General features: G+C 62.2%; 12 protein-coding genes. 10 read left to right on the top strand and 2 right to left on the bottom strand.

From position 1 onward, the window contains the following. Positions 1–76: 76 nt before the first annotated feature. Positions 77–1,138, bottom strand: a complete 1,062-nt coding sequence (locus P9875_RS14290; RefSeq protein WP_278318759.1) for an NAD(P)H-dependent flavin oxidoreductase — start codon at positions 1,136–1,138, stop codon at positions 77–79. An 87-nt stretch (positions 1,139–1,225) separates the two neighbouring features. Between P9875_RS14290 and P9875_RS14295 the strand changes: the two genes are divergently transcribed. From P9875_RS14295 to P9875_RS14340, 10 genes are all read left to right on the top strand, one after another. Next, positions 1,226–2,101 (top strand): LysR family transcriptional regulator, encoded by an 876-nt coding sequence (locus P9875_RS14295; protein ID WP_278318760.1) that lies wholly within the window; start codon positions 1,226–1,228, stop codon positions 2,099–2,101. Beyond that, on the top strand, positions 2,098–3,237 hold the full coding sequence (locus P9875_RS14300) for a YbfB/YjiJ family MFS transporter (RefSeq protein WP_278318761.1): 1,140 nt from the start codon (positions 2,098–2,100) through the stop codon (positions 3,235–3,237). The genes P9875_RS14295 and P9875_RS14300 overlap by 4 nt, the downstream gene beginning before the upstream one ends. A 153-nt stretch (positions 3,238–3,390) precedes the next feature. Next, on the top strand, positions 3,391–3,717 hold the full coding sequence (locus P9875_RS14305; RefSeq protein WP_255206221.1) for a hypothetical protein: 327 nt from the start codon (positions 3,391–3,393) through the stop codon (positions 3,715–3,717). A gap of 75 nt (positions 3,718–3,792) precedes the next feature. Continuing rightward, positions 3,793–5,094 (top strand): EAL domain-containing protein, encoded by a 1,302-nt coding sequence (locus P9875_RS14310; RefSeq protein WP_278318762.1) that lies wholly within the window; start codon positions 3,793–3,795, stop codon positions 5,092–5,094. A gap of 194 nt (positions 5,095–5,288) precedes the next feature. Further along, the gene (locus P9875_RS14315; RefSeq protein ID WP_099403428.1) at positions 5,289–5,957 is read left to right on the top strand and encodes a response regulator transcription factor; all 669 of its coding nucleotides are present in this window, start codon (positions 5,289–5,291) and stop codon (positions 5,955–5,957) included. Further along, complete coding sequence (locus P9875_RS14320) at positions 5,954–8,326, top strand: ATP-binding protein (protein WP_278318763.1); 2,373 nt, start codon at positions 5,954–5,956, stop codon at positions 8,324–8,326. The genes P9875_RS14315 and P9875_RS14320 overlap by 4 nt, the downstream gene beginning before the upstream one ends. A gap of 20 nt (positions 8,327–8,346) precedes the next feature. Next, positions 8,347–9,591, top strand: coding sequence for an MFS transporter (locus P9875_RS14325; RefSeq protein WP_278318764.1), 1,245 nt, complete (start codon positions 8,347–8,349; stop codon positions 9,589–9,591). A 306-nt stretch (positions 9,592–9,897) separates the two neighbouring features. Further along, complete coding sequence (locus tag P9875_RS14330) at positions 9,898–10,452, top strand: fimbrial protein (RefSeq protein WP_278318765.1); 555 nt, start codon at positions 9,898–9,900, stop codon at positions 10,450–10,452. A gap of 141 nt (positions 10,453–10,593) precedes the next feature. Continuing rightward, complete coding sequence (locus tag P9875_RS14335; protein ID WP_278318766.1) at positions 10,594–11,289, top strand: fimbrial biogenesis chaperone; 696 nt, start codon at positions 10,594–10,596, stop codon at positions 11,287–11,289. 118 nt (positions 11,290–11,407) lie between these two features. Next, entirely contained in the window at positions 11,408–14,221 is a 2,814-nt protein-coding gene (locus tag P9875_RS14340) for a fimbria/pilus outer membrane usher protein (protein WP_278318767.1), read from the top strand. 116 nt (positions 14,222–14,337) lie between these two features. Here the strand turns inward: P9875_RS14340 and P9875_RS14345 are convergent, their stop codons facing one another. Continuing rightward, positions 14,338–14,622, bottom strand: coding sequence for a hypothetical protein (locus P9875_RS14345; protein ID WP_278318768.1), 285 nt, complete (start codon positions 14,620–14,622; stop codon positions 14,338–14,340). Position 14,623 lies beyond the last annotated feature (1 nt).

Below are 14,623 nucleotides of genomic sequence, written 5' to 3' on the forward strand. Positions count from 1 at the left end.
GTCGCAGCGTCTAGCCAAGACGGCATGCCAAGGGCTTCCTTGTCCTGGCCGCCCGCATGTCAGCGGCGTGCTGAAATCAGCGCGCCATTTCCCTGGCCAAAGTCAACATCAATTCCTCCGCCCCCATTTCCCGCGCCAGCGGCGCGCCTTGGCCAGCCCATTGCGCGGCGAACTCGCTGTTGCCGTGCTGGCTGGCCAGCGCGTTCAATTGTTTGGCGGCATCGTAGGCGACCGGGTAGTCGGCCGGTGGCGGGCTGCCTGGCGCTTCGCCGTGTTCGATCAGGCGGTTCACCATGCCGCGCGCCAGGCGGCCCGAGAGCACGCTGGTCAGGCGCGTGGCCGATGCCCGCTCGCTTTTCAGGTTGGCGCGGTAGCCTGCATTGGCCGACGATTCCGGACATAGTACGAACGCCGTGCCCAGCTGGGCGGCTGCGGCGCCCAGGGCCAGCGCGGCGCGAATGCCTCGCCCATCCATGATGCCGCCGGCGGCGATCAGGGGCAGGGCGGTGCGGCCCGCCAGCAGGCGCAGCAGCACGCTGGTGCTGTGGCGCTCGTCCGGCGCTTGCGGGTCGAACACGCCGCGATGGCCGCCCGCTTCCACGCCTTGCGCCACGATGGCGTCGACGCCGGCCTGTTCGATCAGGGCCGCCTCGCGCAGATTGGTGGCGGTGGCCATGGTGTAGATGCCGGCCTGGCGCAGGGCCTGGACTTGCTGCGGCGTCGGCAAGCCGAAATGGAAGCTGACGACGGCGGGCCGCTGTTCAAGCAACAGATCGAATGCCGCGTCATTGCCGATGAACGTTGCGTAGATTTCGTCGAGTTCCACGGGCACGCTTGCCCCCAGCTCCGCGAACAGGGGCGCCAGATGGGCCAGCCAGGCCGCTTCGCGCCGCGCATCCCGCACGGCCGGTGCATGGCAAAACACATTGATATTGAAGGGCCCATCCGTCAGCGCGCGCGTGTCGGCTATCACCTGACGCGCCTGCGCCACCGTGCCCGCGCCGATGGCCAGCGAACCGAGGCCGCCCGCGTTCGAGACGGCGGCGGCCATGCGCGGCGTGGAGACGCCCGCCATTGGCGCCTGAATGATGGGCAGTTGCAAGCCGAGACGGTCGAGGAAGGGCTGGATTGAAGTCATGATGTTTCCTTCATGAAGTTGAGGATGCTGCATTCAATTCGTATTTTGAGAATATAATAGCATAATCATTTTCAAATGGAGAATACGATGGGGTTGGAATCATTGCGGATTTTTTGCTCTGTCGCCAGTGAGCTGAGTGTGACCCAGGCCGCCGCCAGGCTGGGCCGCGCGCCGTCCAGCGTCACCACGCGCATCCAGCAGCTGGAAGCCGATATCGGCGCGGAACTGTTCGTGCGCACCAATAAACGCATGGCCCTGACGGCGGCCGGCGAGCGCTTTCTCGAGTATGCGCAGCGTTTGCTGGCGCTGGCGGAAGAAGCGCGGCACGTCGTCACCGGCGGGAGAGAGGGCGGCACCTTGCGCGTCGGTAGCATGGAAAGCACGGCGGCCAGCCGGCTGCCGGCCCTGCTGGCCGCGTATCACGCCCGCCATCCGGCCACGCGCCTGGCGCTGAGCACGGGGCCGTCGCGCCCCCTGATCGAGCAGGTGCGCACGGGCTTGCTCGACTGTGCTTTCGTCGCCTTGCCGCCCGCCTTCGGCGGCGCCGCCGCATTGGAAGAGCTGGGCCTGGCATCGACAGCCGTGTGGCGCGAGGAACTGTGTTTGCTGCTGCCGGCCAGCGAAGGGCAGGTGCGCCGTGCTGCGGACGTGCGCACGCGCTCGCTGGCGGCGTTTCCGCAGGGCTGCACCTACCGCGGCATCGCCGAAGAGCTGCTGGGCGTGGCCGGCAGCACGCAGTGGCAGGTGCAGGAGCTGAGTTCGTATCACACCATGATCGCCTGCGTGGCGGCCGGCGCCTGCGTGACCCTGCTGCCGGCCAGCGTGCTGGCGCTGTCGGACGCGCCGGCCACCTTGATAACCTTGCCCGCAGGGCAGATTGACACCGTGCTGGTGTGGCGCGCCGGGTTCGACGTGCCCGCCTTTCAGCATTTGCTGGCGCAACTCGGCCAGGCGGCGCCGTGAGCGCGCCGGCCAGGCTGCGCGCGGCCATCGCCGCGGCGGCCATCCTCGCCATCGGCATGGGTTTTGGCCGCTTCGCCTTCACGGCCATCTACCCGCACATGGTGGAGGAAGGCGTCTTGAGCTTGCGCGACGGCAGCCTGGCCGCCTCGGCCAACTATGCCGGTTACTTGCTGGGCGCCATCCTGGCCATACGCGCGCGGGCGCACAGCGCGCACCGGCTGTGCCTGTGGTCGGTGGCTGGCACGGCGCTGTGCCTGGGCGTGCTGGCCTTGACTATGCCCGTCTGGCTCATCGTGACGGTGCGCGGCGTGGCCGGCGTCTTCAGCGCCCTGGCCATGGTGGCGGCCTCGCTGTGGCTGCTGGAACAGCGCCGGCATGCGCGCGGCGCGCCGCTGCTGTATGCAGGCGTGGGCGCCGGCATCGCTGTCTCGGCCGAATTGCTGGTGCTGGCGTCGCACCTGGGCTGGCACAGCGCCGGCATGTGGCTGCTGCTGGCCGGCGTCACCGTGCTGGCGGGGCTGGCGGCTGCGCCCGCCATTGCCGCCAGCGGCCAGTCGGCGCCGGATGCGCCGGATGCGCCGGCGCAAGTTGGCGCAACCGCGCTGGCGCCCGTGGCGCCGTGGCCGCTGGTGCTGATCTACGGACTGGCGGGACTCGGCTACATCGTCACGGCCACGTATTTGCCCGTGCTGGTCGGCGCGGCCTTGCCCGGGCTCAATTCCGCCCACGTGTGGGCCGTCTTCGGCCTCGGTGCGGCGCCCTCGTGTTTCCTGTGGCACCGCCTGCACGAGAGACTTGGCACGCGCCAGGTGCTCAGGCTGAACTTGCTGCTGCAGGCGCTGGGCGTGGCCTTGCCCGTGCTGGCGCCCTCGGCCGCCGGTTATCTGCTCAGCGCCATTCTCGTCGGCGGCACGTTTGTCGGCACGGTGACCATCGCCATGCCTGCCGCGCAGTGGGCCGCAGTCAAGGCCGGCAGCAACATGATGGCCATCATGACGGTGGTGTACGGCATCGGCCAGATCCTCGGCCCCGTGCTGGCCGGCAGCCTGTATGCGCAGTCGCATAGTTTCAATAATGCATTATTGGCGGCGGCTGGCGCGCTGCTGCTGGCGATTGTCGTCAGCCTGCGGCTGTAAGCCGCCGCTTTAAATGCTCGCTGGGAATTTTAGGACTGTTCTGATTTCGGTCAAGAAAGTCTGTCGCTACACTTCAAGTCATCACCGGTTCGCGCCAGCCGCCATGCGCATGGCGCGGCCGGTTCCTGACCTTCCATATTGAAAGTAGCGGCTATGACAAAGCAAATACAGCAGCATCCCCCACGCGTGACGGGATTACGCAACCGGCTTCCTCTGAATGCCGCAAGCGGTTTTCGCAATGCCGATCTGCTCGATGTGCTCATCGATTTTCTGGGCTTGAAGAACGATGCGGCCCTGGGGCGCGAATTGCAGGTATCGGCTCCCATCCTTTCCAAAATCAGACATGGTTCGCTGCCAGTGAGCGCCGCCATCCTCATACGCATGCACGAAGTGAGCCGCTTGAGTATTCAAGAGCTGCGGGCATGCATGGGCGATCATCGCACGCGTTTCGGCATGCCCGATGAAGAGGACAGCAATTAAGAGGTTTGCCGCCCGTCATTTTCTGGCGTTCCCACTCTTTGTTCACCCATGCGTCTTAACCCAAGGAAAACTTCCGTGAAAACCATCAGCTCCCCTGTGCGTAGCGAATTCCATTGCCTGCGCGTGCTGACCTTGACGCCTGATACGGACAAGAGTGGTGCCCGATGGCTGGGCACGATGCTGAGTGCCATCAATGTCGCAGACGTGAAAAGTATCAATTCCTTGAGCTTGATTCCCTCGCTGTTGCGCGAAGGGAAGGTTGACGTGATCGTCGCGGATGTCGAACATGGTGGCCTGATGGTGCCGACCTTGCTCAAGACGCTCGATGCGGCCAACCCGCTGGCGCGTTTTCCGCATGTGCTGTGGGTCGGCCAGCCGACACTGCTCAATTTGCTGCATGGGCAAGCCGCGGCGATGCTGGAAAAACCGGCGGTTGCCCGCATCGGCGGCCTGTCCGTGTCGGCATTATTGGCGCATGCCCGGCTGGCGCATCGCGCCGGCATCAATGTCGGCATGGTCTACGGTGGAGGTAATGCCGCGTTTGCCGAGGCCTTGCGCGCTTTGCTGCTGGTCCCGTCGATCAAGCGGCAGGCAGGCAGTTTTGCGCCACCCGACGGTCCGACGGAAGCCGATGTGATCGAAGCGTTGACGACAGGCAAGAATCTGCGCGTGATGCTGCAGCCGCAGTACGATTTGCGTACCAGGCGCATCATCGGCGCCGAGGCGCTGCTGCGCTGGAACCATCCCGGCGTTGGCGAAGTGCCGCCATCGGTGCTGATTCCCATGGTCAACCGCCTGGGCCTGCACTTGCTGTTGTTCAGCTTTATCGAGACGCGCGTGATCGACGTTCTGCTGGTGCTCAAGAGCCGCCAGGTGACCTTGCCCATCGCCCTGAATGCTTCTGCCGAAACCGTGTGTACGCCAGGTCTGGCGCAGCGGCTGGCTGAAAAGATGCAGCGGGCAGGCGTGCCGCCGCAATTGCTGAAAATTGAATTGACTGGCGATCTGCCGGTCGACGATGAACTGCTGCTGTCCGCTTCGCTCAATACGCTGCGCGCGAAAGGGTTTCCCGTTTCGCTTGATGATTTTGGGCAGGGTTCATCGACCCTGAATCTGCTGGCCAGGATGACCTTTGACGAGGTCAAGATCGATGGCGCGTTTGTGCGCGACATGAAAACCAGTGCTTCCGCGCAGGCCGTGATTACCGCGACGGTGAACCTGGCACGGCTGATGAATCTGAAAGTGGTGGCGGAAGGTATCGAAGACGCATCGTGCATCGAGGCGCTGTGCCAGCTTGGCTGCCCCACGGGGCAAGGCTATGCATTGGCGCGCCCCCTGGAGTTGCGCGACTTTTTTGCCAGCGTCAGCAATAAATAATGCGTGCCTTCGCTAATGCAATAAAAGTAACTTTATTGTGATGTGAGTCTGAAGGCGGGTAAATCGAAGCATTTTTGTTGCACAGGAGCACCTATGTTAATAAACTGCATCTCGTATGGCGGTCGTGGCACAAATAGGAGTAATCTCATCAAAAGAAACTTTTTTCATACAGCGTCTGGTTCTTGCCCATGCCTATGAAACGCTTACGCATTGCCTTGCTCGACGATCACGCCGTGGTGCGGCATGGCCTTGTGGCCCGCCTCGGCGCGGAACCGGATATCGACGTGGTGGGCGCCTACAGTACCAGCCGGGAGCTGATCGCGGGCTTGCTCGCGGCCCCGGCCGACGTCATTTTGCTCGACTATGCGCTGGGTCCGGACGAACTCGATGGCGTGTCGCTGATCCGCGCATTGCGGGCCAAATTCCCCGATTGTCCCATCCTGGTGTTGTCCACGCATCATGAGCCGGCCACGGTGGCGCTGGCCTTGCGCGTCGGCGCCCGTGGTTTTGCCGGCAAGGGCGAGGAAATGGCGGAGCTGGTCAAGGCGCTGCGCAAGGTGGTGTCGGGCGCCGTGTACCTGAGCGCCGAGATGTCCTATCGGGTGGCGGAAGCGAGCACCACCTTTGATGCGCGAGAGGGTGAGGACGGCGCGGATGCGCTGCTGCTGGGGGCGGCGCTGTCGGCGCGCGAGCGCGAGGTGATCCGTTGTTATCTGGCGGGGATGACGGTGACGGAAATCGCCGAAAAATTCAAGCGCAGCATCAAGACCATCAGCTCGCAAAAGACCACCGCCTTCCGCAAGCTCGGCGTCACGTCGAATAATGAACTATTCAAGATCAGGCATACCATAGGCGAAGCATGAGGCGCTGGCGAGCCGGCATCGCCGCTTTCCTGCTGGCCGTTTGCTGCATGGCGGCGCAGGGGCAGGAAAGGGCGCACGCGCTCAACGCCGCGGAGCAAGCCTGGGTGCGCGCGCATCCCGTGTTGAAGCTGGGCCTGCTGCAAAACCGGCCACCATTTGAAATCGTCCAGCGCGGCGCGACCGGGGTTGGCATCGCCGCCGATTACATCAAAGTCATTCAACGGCATAGCGGCCTGGACTTTGATATCGTGACCTTGGCCGACACGGACAACGGTCTGGCTGCGCTGCGTGAAGGCAGGGTCGATTGCCTGCCCGCGGTGCGCAGCATCGGCACGCCGGAGCAGGTGCCCGGCATCAGCTACAGCTTGCCCTACCTGTCGACCACGGCTATTGCCGCCACGCGTGAACAGGGTGAACCTGGTGCCGATGGCATCGCATTCGATGGCAAGACCGTGGCGCTGCCGGCCGCGGAAGCTGGCCTGTTCGGTCCCTTCCTGCGTGAACGCCACGACGGCATGCGCATCGTTGTCAGTCCCACCATGCGTCAGGCGCTGGCGCTGCTGTCGAAAGGCGGCGCCGACGTCGCCATCGGCAGCAAGGCGCAGTTATTGCCGGGATTGATGCGCGAGGAAGGCGCGGACCTGCATTTTACGGAACTGCCCGTGGCGATGACGTCCGACGTGCGCATGGCGTTGCGCGATAGCGATCCCTTGCTGGTATCGATCGTGAACAAGTCGCTGGCCGCGATGACCCCGGCCCAGATCCGGCTGGTACGCCAGGATTGGCTGGGAGCACCGGGCGATGATCACTCGGGCATGCTGTTCTCCGCGGACCACTTTGGCGAACATGTGGGCCTGGCTGTCGCCTTGCTGCTGATCCTGGCGGGCCTGGCGTACCAGGCCTACAGCGCGCACCGGCGTGCCTTGCGCAACGAGCGCAGGGCGGCCATGTTCCTGGCCGTGATGAGCCATGAAATCCGCTCGCCCATGAATGCCGTGCTGGCCGCCGTGGAATTGCTGCGCTCCACGCCCATGAATGCGGAGCAGCGCCACTTTGTCGACCTGGCCAGCAACGGCGGAAATATCCTGCTGCGCTTGCTCGACGACGTGCTCGATGTTTCCAAGCTGGAGGCGGGACAACTGACGCTCAGCCTCGATGCGGTCGATGTCGCAGCCCTGGCCAACGACGTGGCGGCCCTGCAGCAGCTGCGGGCGCGGGAGAAGGGCATTACGCTCGATGTAGTGCTGCCCGTGGCGGTGCCGCTGCTGATGCTGGACGAGGCCAGGCTGTTGCAGGTGCTGCATAACCTGGTCTCGAACGCCATCAAATTTACGGCAAGCGGCGGCGTCGAGATACAGATTGCCATGCTGGACGACGGGCAGGGGCAGGCACGGCTGGAAATTGCCGTTGCCGATACGGGCATTGGCATAGCCGCCGCTATGCAGGCGACCCTGTTCCGGCCGTATGTGCAGGTGGAGGGTACCTACAAGCGTTCGGGCGGCACCGGCCTGGGCCTGGTCATTTGCCGCGAATTGGTGACATTGATGCAGGGCACGATCACCATCGACAGCGAGATGGGCAGGGGTACGCGCATGCTGATTTCCTTGCCTGCACAGATAGCGTCCGGGGCCGCTCCGGCGATAGACGCGGTCGTTGCGGGGCCCGCTCCGGTGGGTGGCGCGGCGGCGCAGCGCCTGTCGATCCTGGTGGTTGAGGATGTAGCGGCCAACCAGGCCGTGTTGCGGGCCCAGCTCGCCAGCCTGGGCTGCGATGCCGACATTGCCGAGAATGGCGCCAGGGCCCTGGCCTGTTTCCAGCTGCGCGAATATGACCTGGTGCTGATGGATTGCGACTTGCCCGACATCGACGGCTACAGCCTGACGGCCGAATGGCGCAGGCGCGAAGCGGATCTGGAGCAGGCGCGCTGTCCGGTCATCGCGATTTCCGCTTCGACGGGCGAGGATCATGCGGAACGCTGCTTCGAGGCAGGCATGGATGGCATATTGAGCAAGCCGATCCGGTTGGCGAAACTGCAGGATATCGTCGAACTGTGGTGCGACGTGGCCTTGGCGCTGCATGCGCCGCCGATGGAAACCCTGGCGGTATTCGATATGCCGCAGGTGCGCGCAGCGTTCGCCAACGATATGGGCGAGTTGCTGCAGGCCATGGTCATGCACGAACCGGATGGTGCGGTGCGTGCCGCGCATCGCCTGCATGGCGCCGCCCTGGCCATGCAATGGACGGAGATGGCGCAGCCGGCAGGGCAGCTCGAGAGCCTGTTGCGCAGTGAAGCAGCGCACGCTGATGCGCGTTGCGGCCAGCTTCTGCAGGACGTCGTGGCAGCCTGGCGCAGCCGCGGTCAGCATTGATTTCAATTGAAAGGAGCATCATGTTGCGCAGGATGAACAAGAATAAAAAAGAGGCCATGGGGATGCTGGCGTTGATGTTGCCGACCACCTTGCTGTTCCTGGTATTGTCCGGCATGGATCCGACAAAGTTGCCGTTGGCATCCCAGCCCCTGCCATTCGGCCTGCCCGCGACGCTTGGCAATTTCCCGATAGCGGCCGTGATCTTTTACATCAGCATGGGGTTGACGGGGCTGGTGCTGGCACTGCTGCCGGAAACCCTGTCGCGCAAGAAAACCTTGCTGGCGGGCTTCCTGTTGCTGGCGGTCGCTGCGTTGATGGGCATGTTTTCCCGCTCGCTATTTGAACTGTGCTGCTGGAGCTTGCTGGGCGGCATCGGATGCACGATGAATATCTGTGCCTGGATCAGTATCGGGGCCACGTATTTCCCCCGCCATTGCGCCTTGGTCGTGGGACTCATGATTTGCCTTACCGCGGCCAGTAACATTGTCGCGAACAAACTCAGCGCCATTCAGCATGCCATCAATGAACAGGGGAAACTGCCCCTGTTGCCCGCCCTGGCGGGCATGCTCATCCTGATCCTGCTGTATATCCTGATCTGGCATTTTTTCCAGCAGATCAGCGCCGCCGGCGAGCGGCGTTTTATCCGTCCTGAAGCCAGGAGCCAGGTGGGGTCGGTCTGGTCCCGTGCTCCGTTGCTGCTGTTTCTGGCAGCCGTATGCCTGCCATTGAGTGCGGGTAATTTCGACTACCTGTATAGCGTGTACATGCGCGAGATACTGGGATTTCCCCTCAGGACGGTAGAGATGGTGATCGGCATTGCCATGAGTGCAACCTTGCTATCGCCACTGGGCGGCTGGCTGGGGGACCGCCATGGCGCCATGAAAATACTGTTGATCACGCTCCCCATCACGGCGGCTATCGGCGGCCTGATAGCGTTGGAATGGCATCTGCCCGTGGATATCCTCATGTTGCTGGCATTCCTCCTGGGCTTTGGCTTGAGCGCCGTGTTTTATATCAACATCCTGGCGGCCCTGATCCAATCGGTGCCGCCCATGCAGAACATGCGGGCGGCGGGCTTGTTCTATGTCGCGTTCAACCTGGGCATTCCTGCCACGGATGTGCTTTTCACCCATCTGAAAGAGAGGGTGGACTTGACAACGCTGGTGTTATTGCAGCTTGTCTTGCCACTGGTGCTGGCGACCGTTCTGGTCTGGCTGGCGCAGCGCATCTTGACGCCTGCCGATCAGGCGGTGCCGCCCGGCTGATCGGCAGGCCTTTACCTTGCCTGCAAGCGCCGCCTTGCAGGCTTTCCCATCGCTTTCATCCCCGCACTGCCTCCCCCATTTTCTCCATCCACGCCGCAACGTCAATTTGCCAGGCTGCTTGCATCCTGTGCGTGTTGTTGCCGATGTGTGCGTCTATTTGCACATGTCTTATCCGGCGGCGCGGATTTTTAAGACCATTCTCATATCGACAACTACCGCGGCTATGTAAAGTACGTATCTGCAACAACAGCCGCGTTCCTACATTAACTGGTGCGCATTTACCTTTATCTTTCAGGAGTAGTCTCAATGAAATCCCAAGTCCGTATCCTCGCCGTTCTGCTGGCCGCCGCTGTAAGCCAATCCGCTTTCGCTTCCGATGGCACGATCAATTTTGAAGGCCAACTGCTCGATTCGACTTGTACCGTGAATGTTAACGGCACGGTTGGCCCTGCTGCTGCGACCGTGACATTGCCGAAAGTCTCGGCTGCCCAGCTGAAAACGGCTGGCACCATTGCAGGTCAGACAGGTTTTAACATTACGCTGAGTGCTTGTAGCGGTACGACCACCAAGGCCGCCGCATTTTTCGAAGCGGGTGCCAACGTTGATCCACTGACCCATAATCTGAGAAATAACGACAAGAGCGTAGGTGGTGCCCAGAATGTTCAGCTGCAGCTGGTCGATGCCAATAACGGTCAGGTGATCAAGGCTGGTGATTTCTCGCAAGTTGCGAATACCAGCAAGGTCACGAAAGATGCCAGCGGCGGCGCGGTTCTGCCGTATGCCGTGCAATATATTTCCACCGGCGTTGCCGCCGCCGGTCTGGTGAAGGGTGCCGTTACCTACTCCATCACTTACGAGTAATCCACTCGCCAGGGAAGCACGTCCTCGCCGCATAGGCGGGACGCGCTTCCGGTCTACATTCTGAGGTCTTCCATGCTCCCCTATCATTCATTGCAAAGTTCGTTGTTGCTCAGTCTCGCCTTGTTGTTTTGTTCTTCCTCAATGGCCAGCGTAGTGATCACGGGCACGCGGCAGATTTATCCGGCGAAGCAAAAAGAAATCACGGTCAAGCTCAATAACGATGGCGCAGTGCCGGCGCTGGTGCAGGCGTGGGTCGATGCTGGCGATGTCGCATCGACGCCGGCGGCGGCCAAAGTGCCTTTTGTGCTGACGCCGCCACTGGCCCGCATCGATCCGGGCAAGGGCCAGAGCCTGCGCCTGATATTTGTCGGTCCGGCGCTGCCGGCAACGAAAGAATCGGTGTTCTGGCTGAATATGCTGGAGATTCCACCCAAGTCGCAAGACGCCGATGTGAACAGCCTGCAGATGGCGTTCCGCTCACGCATCAAGATTTTTTATCGCCCCGAGGGGCTCGCTGGCAATCCTGTCGACGCGATCGAACAAGTGCAATGGCGTGCCGTTTCTGCCAGCAATGGCAAGGGCTTTGCCCTGGAAGCATATAACCCGTCCGCCTTTCACGTGTCGGTGGCGTCGCTGTCGCTGGTGGCCGGCGCCCAGCGCAGCGAGAGTGATGGCGGCATGGTGGCGCCAGGCGAGACGAAACAATTTGCGCTGCCCTCCCTGAAGGCCTTGCCTGCCGCAGGCGCACAGGTGGAGTTTAGCGCCATCAATGATTACGGTGTCCCGATGCCGGCACGGCGTAGCCTTTCTGCGCCGGCCGCGCGGCCCGCTCCTTAAGGTTTGAATCATGAATAATCATCGCCAAGTCTTCTATTATCCTCAAGCAAGGCCAAGTCCAGGCGTCAATGCGCTTGTTGGCAGTATGCTCAAGGCGGTGGCGTTCAGTTCATGTGCTTTGACCATACCAGCTGCGCATGCGGACCAGGTCGAGTTTAATAGTGTTTTCTTGCCGGAAGGCTCGCGCAGCCTGGATCTCGCTATTTATCAAAAAGGCAATCCTGTCTTGCCGGGCACGTACCGCGCCGATATCGCCCTCAACGGCGAGCTGAGAAATCGCCAGGATATCCGCATCAATGCCAACGATGACGGCAGTAATCCCGTGGTGTGCATATCGCGCAAACTGCTTGAATTGCTGGGCGTGAATATATCACTGCTGTCGCCGGAAGCCATGAGCTTGCTGGCAGAAGGGCAGTGTGTCGAATTGGGCAAATTGATAGCGAATGCCACGGCCGTGTTTTTGCCGGAGATTCAGCAGGTCAGTATCAGCATTCCCCAGGCGTCGCTGCGGCGCAATGCGCGCGGTTATGTCAGCCCGGAACTGTGGGATAGCGGTGTCACTTCGGGCATGTTGGGTTACAATTTTAACAGCTATCACAACAAGAGTGGCGGAACGTCATTCGACTCCGCTTATCTGGGCCTCAACGGCGGCTTCAATATGGGCGGCTGGCGTTTTCGCCATAATGGCGCACTCAGCTGGCAGCAGCAGGGAGGCAGTCGTTACCAGGTGCTCGATACCTATGCGCGGCGCGACATGACGGCGCTGAAAAGCCAGCTGACACTGGGCGATGCGAATACCAGCGGGGAGATTTTCGATACCTTATCCTTCCGGGGTGCGCAACTGGCCAGCGATGACCGCATGTTGCCCAATTCCTTGCGCGGCTATGCGCCCGTGGTGCGCGGCATTGCCCGCACCAACGCTCGCGTGAGCATACGCCAGGCGGGCAATCTCCTGCTTGAAACGACGGTGGCGCCAGGCGCCTTCGTCATCGATGACATGTATGCCACGGGTTACGGTGGCGACTTGAACGTGACGGTGTCCGAAGCGGACGGTAGCGAACAGCGCTTTGTCGTGCCGTATGCGGCCGTCAGCCAGTTGCTGCGTCCGGGTTCGCTGCGCTTCGGCGCGGCGGCTGGCGTAACGCGCAATAATTTCTTGAGCAAGCAGGCGCGCGTCCTGCAGGGCACTTTGCAGTATGGTTTGAATAATAGCCTGACCGGTTACGGTGGCTTGCAGGCCAGTGAGGACTATTTGTCCCTGCTTGGCGGCGTGGCCTTTGCATTACCGATAGGCGCCGTATCCATCGATCTGAGTCACGCGCAGACGAAACTTGCCGCGGACACGGCCAAGGGCCAAAGTCTGCGCTTGTCATACAGCAAGAATGTCTTGAGCACCGGCAGTAATTTCTCGATGGCTGCTTACCGTTTTTCCACCAGCGGCTATCTGGATTTTGCCAATGCGACGCAAGTACTCGACGCCGAACGCAATGGTTACGATTCCAATATGCAGTATAGGCCCCGTAACCGCGTGTCCTTGACCGCCGACCAGCGCCTGGGTGCGTGGGGGCAGGTCAGCATCAGTGGTTATGCACAGAATTACTGGAACCGGCCGGGCCAGGACTTGCAATATCAGCTCAGCTACAACAAGCAGGTGGGGCGCGTGAGCTACGGCATCAATGCCAATCGCAGCAAGGTATCTTATGGCGGCATGGAAAGCAGGATACAACTGACCTTGAGCATGCCGCTGGGTGGCAATGACAGTCTGTACAGGCCGCAAATGTCGGCGCAGGTATCGCGCGACACGGATGGCCGCTATGACCAGCTGGCAACGCTGAGCGGCAGCGCCGGAGAAGAACGGCAATTTAGCTATGGCGCATCAGTGAGCCGCAATGGCAGCAGCAACAGCAGCACCCTCAACGGCCAGTATACCGGGGCGCAGGCGATGGTTGGCGCCAGCGTGGGGCGCGGTACCGGCTATAGCAGTGCCTCGGTCAGCATGAGCGGCAGCGTGGTGGCCCATCCGGGTGGTGTGACCCTGACGCCGCTGCGTGGCGAAACCATCGCCGTCGTGCATGCGCCTGGTGCCGCCGGCGCCAGGGTTGCCGGCTATCCTGGCCTCAGGCTCGACGCAAGCGGCAATGCGGTTCTGCCCTATTTGCGTCCGTATGAATTGAATGAAGTGGCGATTGATCCGCAGGGCACGTCGATGGATGTCGAGCTGAGCGAAACAAGCCAGCAGGTGGCACCGCGCGATGGCGCTGTCGTATTTTTGAAGTATGGCACCAGCACGGGCCGCGCGATCCTGTTCAACGTGAGCTTGGCGAACGGCGAGGCGCTGGTCTTTGGTGCTACAGTGAAAGATGAGCAAGGCTTGCCGGTGGGCGTGGTGGGACAGGGCGGCCAGCTGTATGCGCGCCTGCAGGAAACTACCCGGCAGTTGTCGATTTCCTGGGGCGGCAGGGCGCATGAACGATGTACCTTGGCCATTCCCGCATCTGTCATGCAGGGCGAGGGCGGCAAGCTGCAGCAGGCCGATGCCGTGTGCGTACCGGAATTGATCAACGCCAAGGCGGCGCCCGCCGATGAACGCAGCGCCGAACTGCTGGGCGGCACGCATACGGTCGACATTTTCGTCAATGGCCAGCGCATGGAACGGCGCGACGTGGCCTTCCTGCCGGTGGCTGGAGAAAGCCGCCCCTCACCGTGCATGAGTACGGTGGATTTGCAGGAATATGGCGTGCAGCTGTCCAAAGCGCAGCATCTGCTGCCTTGCCAGCAAGTGCTGGCATCGATTCCCGGCGCCAGCTGGAGTCATGAGGCTGCCGTCCAGCGCCTCGATCTGCAGGTGCCGCCGGCATTCCTCACGGCGCGCTCGCCGCGCCAGGGCCCGCAGCTGGCCGCCGCAGGCATCACGCAAAAGAGAAAGCCATAAAGCTGTGCAATGGCTGGAGCATGCCGCCATGCGGGCATGCTCCGATACAAAAAAACGGCGCGCCAGTGATGGCGCGCCGTTTTTGCGTGGGGAGCGGTCATGCCGCCCGTCAGCGATCAGGGGCGGGAACCCGTGAGTGCCCGCAGTTCGCCGATGGACAGGCCCGATGCTTCGTGCATGCGTATCAGCATGTCGGTATCGAGCGCGGCGTTGCCTCTTCTCAGCTTGCTGATCGCGAAGGGCGGCACGCCCAGTTCGCGCGCCAGGCAGGCGTCATTGCGCAGTCCCATGTAGGCGAGCAGGCGTTCGACCAGCGCCGCGGCATCGTGCGTGTGGACGCTTGTGCCGGCAGCCATGGCATCGGTGGTCAAGATCAGCGGTAATTGCTTCATGTCGCTCATG

This window comes from Janthinobacterium rivuli (assembly GCF_029690045.1).
Classification (GTDB): Bacteria; Pseudomonadota; Gammaproteobacteria; order Burkholderiales; family Burkholderiaceae_D; genus Janthinobacterium; species Janthinobacterium rivuli.